The sequence below is a fragment of the Phenylobacterium sp. genome, from assembly GCF_044372605.1.
Classification (GTDB): Bacteria; Pseudomonadota; Alphaproteobacteria; order Caulobacterales; family Caulobacteraceae; genus Phenylobacterium.
Genome location: NZ_JBILRO010000326.1, coordinates 1 through 2,910, shown reverse-complemented (window position 1 = coordinate 2,910; position 2,910 = coordinate 1). Strand labels below are relative to the sequence as shown.

General features: G+C 64.9%; 4 protein-coding genes. All 4 read left to right on the top strand.

Going from position 1 to position 2,910, the window contains the following annotated elements; all coding sequences use genetic code 11:
• Positions 1 to 40: 40 nt before the first annotated feature.
• Entirely contained in the window at positions 41 to 289 is a 249-nt protein-coding gene (locus tag ACIQ42_RS17670; protein WP_397423541.1) for an SRPBCC family protein, read from the top strand.
• Positions 290 to 370: 81 nt separating this feature from the next.
• Complete coding sequence (locus ACIQ42_RS17665; protein WP_397423540.1) at positions 371 to 1,606, top strand: acyl-CoA dehydrogenase family protein; 1,236 nt, start codon at positions 371 to 373, stop codon at positions 1,604 to 1,606.
• A gap of 324 nt (positions 1,607 to 1,930) precedes the next feature.
• Positions 1,931 to 2,566 (top strand): hypothetical protein, encoded by a 636-nt coding sequence (locus ACIQ42_RS17660; RefSeq protein WP_397423539.1) that lies wholly within the window; start codon positions 1,931 to 1,933, stop codon positions 2,564 to 2,566.
• A gap of 22 nt (positions 2,567 to 2,588) precedes the next feature.
• A complete protein-coding gene (locus tag ACIQ42_RS17655) occupies positions 2,589 to 2,831 on the top strand; it encodes an HGGxSTG domain-containing protein (RefSeq protein ID WP_397423538.1) in 243 nt (80 codons plus the stop codon).
• The last annotated feature ends 79 nt before the right edge of the window (positions 2,832 to 2,910 follow it).

The window sequence follows — 2,910 nt, the reverse complement described above, 5'->3', positions numbered from 1 at the left end:
GGGGGTCACTGTCTAACGCCACGGCTATATGATCGAGCGGATGACGGCGGTGGGACCCACCGAGACACGGCTGGACTATTTCTACTTCTTCGACCCGGCCAGGACCGCCGAGCTCGAGGCGATGCTGAAGGTCTCCGACCTGGTCACAGCCCAGGATCTGCAGGTCTGCGAAGAGGTGCAACGCAATCTGGAGGCCGGGATCTATCGCGGCGGTGTGCTGTCGCCGAAGCATGAGAACGGTGTTGCGTGGTTCCAGGACCGGATGGGGGAGGCGTTGCAGGTCCGCTGAGGCTTTCCCTCTTGCCTCGCCGCGCCAGCCGCCGCACGTTGTCGCAAGAATTCAAACAGACGTTTCAGGGAGTGCTCCGCCATGTCCATCGACTTTGAAATCCCCCCGGAAGCCAAGGCCGTACGCGAGCGCGTGCGTCAGTGGGTGAAGGACGAGTGCATCCCCGCCGAGAAGCGGCTGGTGGACAAGGAAAGCTACAAGGTCGTCTTGGCCGAACTGCGCGCCAAGGCCCGGGCCCAGGGCCTGTGGCTGCCCTTCGTGCCCAAGGAACATGGCGGCATGGGTCTGGGCCCGCTGGCCAATGCCCTGGTGCAGATGGAGCTGGGGATGAGTCACCTTGGCGCCCTGAGCATGAACAGTCAGGGGCCGGACGACGCCACGATCCTGACGTTGCTGGCGCACGGCACCGACTTCCAGAAGGAAAAGTACCTCAAGCCGCTGCTGAATGGCGACCTGCGGGTCTGCTACTCGATGACGGAAAAGGCCTCGGGCGCCGACGCCACCGGCATGCGCACCACGGCGGTCAAGGACGGCAACGAGAACTATATCCTGAACGGCGAGAAGTGGTTCTCATCGGCCGCCAGCGCCGCTGACCTGGCGCTGGTGATGGCCCGAACCGACCCGGACGCCCCGCGCCATCAGCAGTTCTCGACCTTCATCGTCGAGCTGCCGACCCCCGGCTACCGGATCAAGCGCGATATCCCGACCATGGCCGCTGAAGGCCCGCTCAGCCACATCATGGGCGGTGGCCACGCCGAAATCGAGATCAAGGACCTGGTTGTGCCGGCCGAAAACCTGCTGGGCGGGGAGGGCCGGGGCTTCGATATGGGCCAGCATCGTCTGGCCTACGGGCGCCTGCGTCATGGCATGCACAATGTGGCTATGGCCCAGCGCGCGCTGGACATGGCCGCTGCCCACATCAGCCAGCGCGAGACCTTCGGCAAGAAGCTGGATGAGCGCCAGGCCGTGCAGTTCATGATGGCCGAGTGCGCCAGCCAGCTCTACATCGCCCGCCTCATGTTGCTGCACATCGCCTACAAGGCCGAGAAGGGCCTCGACATGCGGCAGGAAAACTCCATCGCCAAGGTCTACCTGGCCCACATGGTCCACCACGTGGTCGACACCGCCATCCAGCTGCACGGCGCCCTGGGCTACAGCCGCGATACCCCGCTCGCCGCCTGGTACACTCACATCCGCTCCCAGCGACTGGTCGACGGGCCGGACGAGGTGCATCGCTGGACCGTGGGCCGGAACGTGATGAAGGCGTTCAAGGCGACGGGTACGACGGCGGGCGCTGCAGGCGGAGACTTGCTGTAGACGCCGCTGATCGCATTGCCCCGAACCCTGAGGGCCCCGCCTGGGGCCCCGATCCTTTGGGCGTCGCCTGACGGTTGTTCCTGCCACAGGTGGCGCCTTTAGGGCGGCCCTTAGACGATGTCACTGGCCCATAGGCTTTGTCACTGACGACACCCGAATCACCCTGACAACCCGACCTGTTCCCATGGCCAGAGGCAGGGGGAGGGGAGGGCTCGCCTTTAAAATCTCAATTCAACCCCCTGCACAGTAGGGTAAGTGATGCCCCGCAGTTCTGCGCAGAGTGATATGATGACCCCTCGCTTTCGCAGAGCCTGAGGCTTCCCAATGATGGATCAAGAACCCGAGGGCCGGGACAGGAAGGTTCAGGCCGTCGCGCTGGATCCGGCCGACCTGCCGGAGGCGACCGGCACCCAGGATCGGAACCTGGGCATTATGCTGGTCAAGCAGGCCGTCGAGGCTCTGTGGGCTCCGGCTCGCATGAGCAATGCCGACCGGCAGGAAGCGGTTAACGCCGCGGTCGCCGCGCTCAAGGGACTGGCGCCGACCGATGCCCTCGAAGGCATGATGGCGACGCAGATGGTCGCGATCCATAACGGGGCCATGGAATGCCTGAGGCGTGCGCAACTCGAGGGCCAGTCTTTCGAGGGCCGCGATCAGAACCTCAAGCACGCCACGAAGCTGCTTGCGACCTACGCACGGCACGTCGAGGCGCTCGACAAGCACCGTGGCCGCGGTCAGCAGAAGATCACGGTGGAGCATGTCACCGTCAACGCGGGCGGCCAGGCGATCGTCGGGAATGTTGGCGCGGGCGCAAACTCGCCAAGGGCCTATGAGCCCGTGAAGTCCCCGCTGGCCCTACCGGACGACCCTTCGCCCCACGCTCAGATCATCGACGGCGCGCAGTTCGCTCGAGCTGAGCGTCTCAAGAAGCCCATTCCGGTCCGCCGTGGCGGCCGGTAGTCATCTGCGCAACACCGCGGGAATGCGCGGAAGTCGGCGGTGCGGGGCCAGGACGCGCAAGGGTTCGCCGTGTCAGGCGCCTGCGGTGTCCGGGAAGAAGCGTTGCCGGATGCACGGAGGCGCAACGGGGTCTGGCGCGCCCAAGGGGAACATGAACGCCCTCAAGAGCAGCATGTTCACGAAGGAGATGAAGGCCGAACGGGCGCGCTTTCGAGAGATGATCGTGGAGTCTAAGGAACTGCTGATGAAGGTTGAAAGGTCTTAGCTTCCGCAGCTGACTCTTTGCCGACCCTCGTCGCGTCCGCTCGCGGGCTTGGACCCAAGGACCGCTTTCGACCCCTGGC

Coding starts and splice junctions, on each gene's coding strand:
- ACIQ42_RS17665 (WP_397423540.1), top strand. CDS start 371: ATGTCCATCGACTTTGAAATCCCCCCGGAAGCCAAGGCCGTACGCGAG.
- ACIQ42_RS17655 (WP_397423538.1), top strand. CDS start 2,589: ATGCGCGGAAGTCGGCGGTGCGGGGCCAGGACGCGCAAGGGTTCGCCG.
- ACIQ42_RS17670 (WP_397423541.1), top strand. CDS start 41: ATGACGGCGGTGGGACCCACCGAGACACGGCTGGACTATTTCTACTTC.
- ACIQ42_RS17660 (WP_397423539.1), top strand. CDS start 1,931: ATGATGGATCAAGAACCCGAGGGCCGGGACAGGAAGGTTCAGGCCGTC.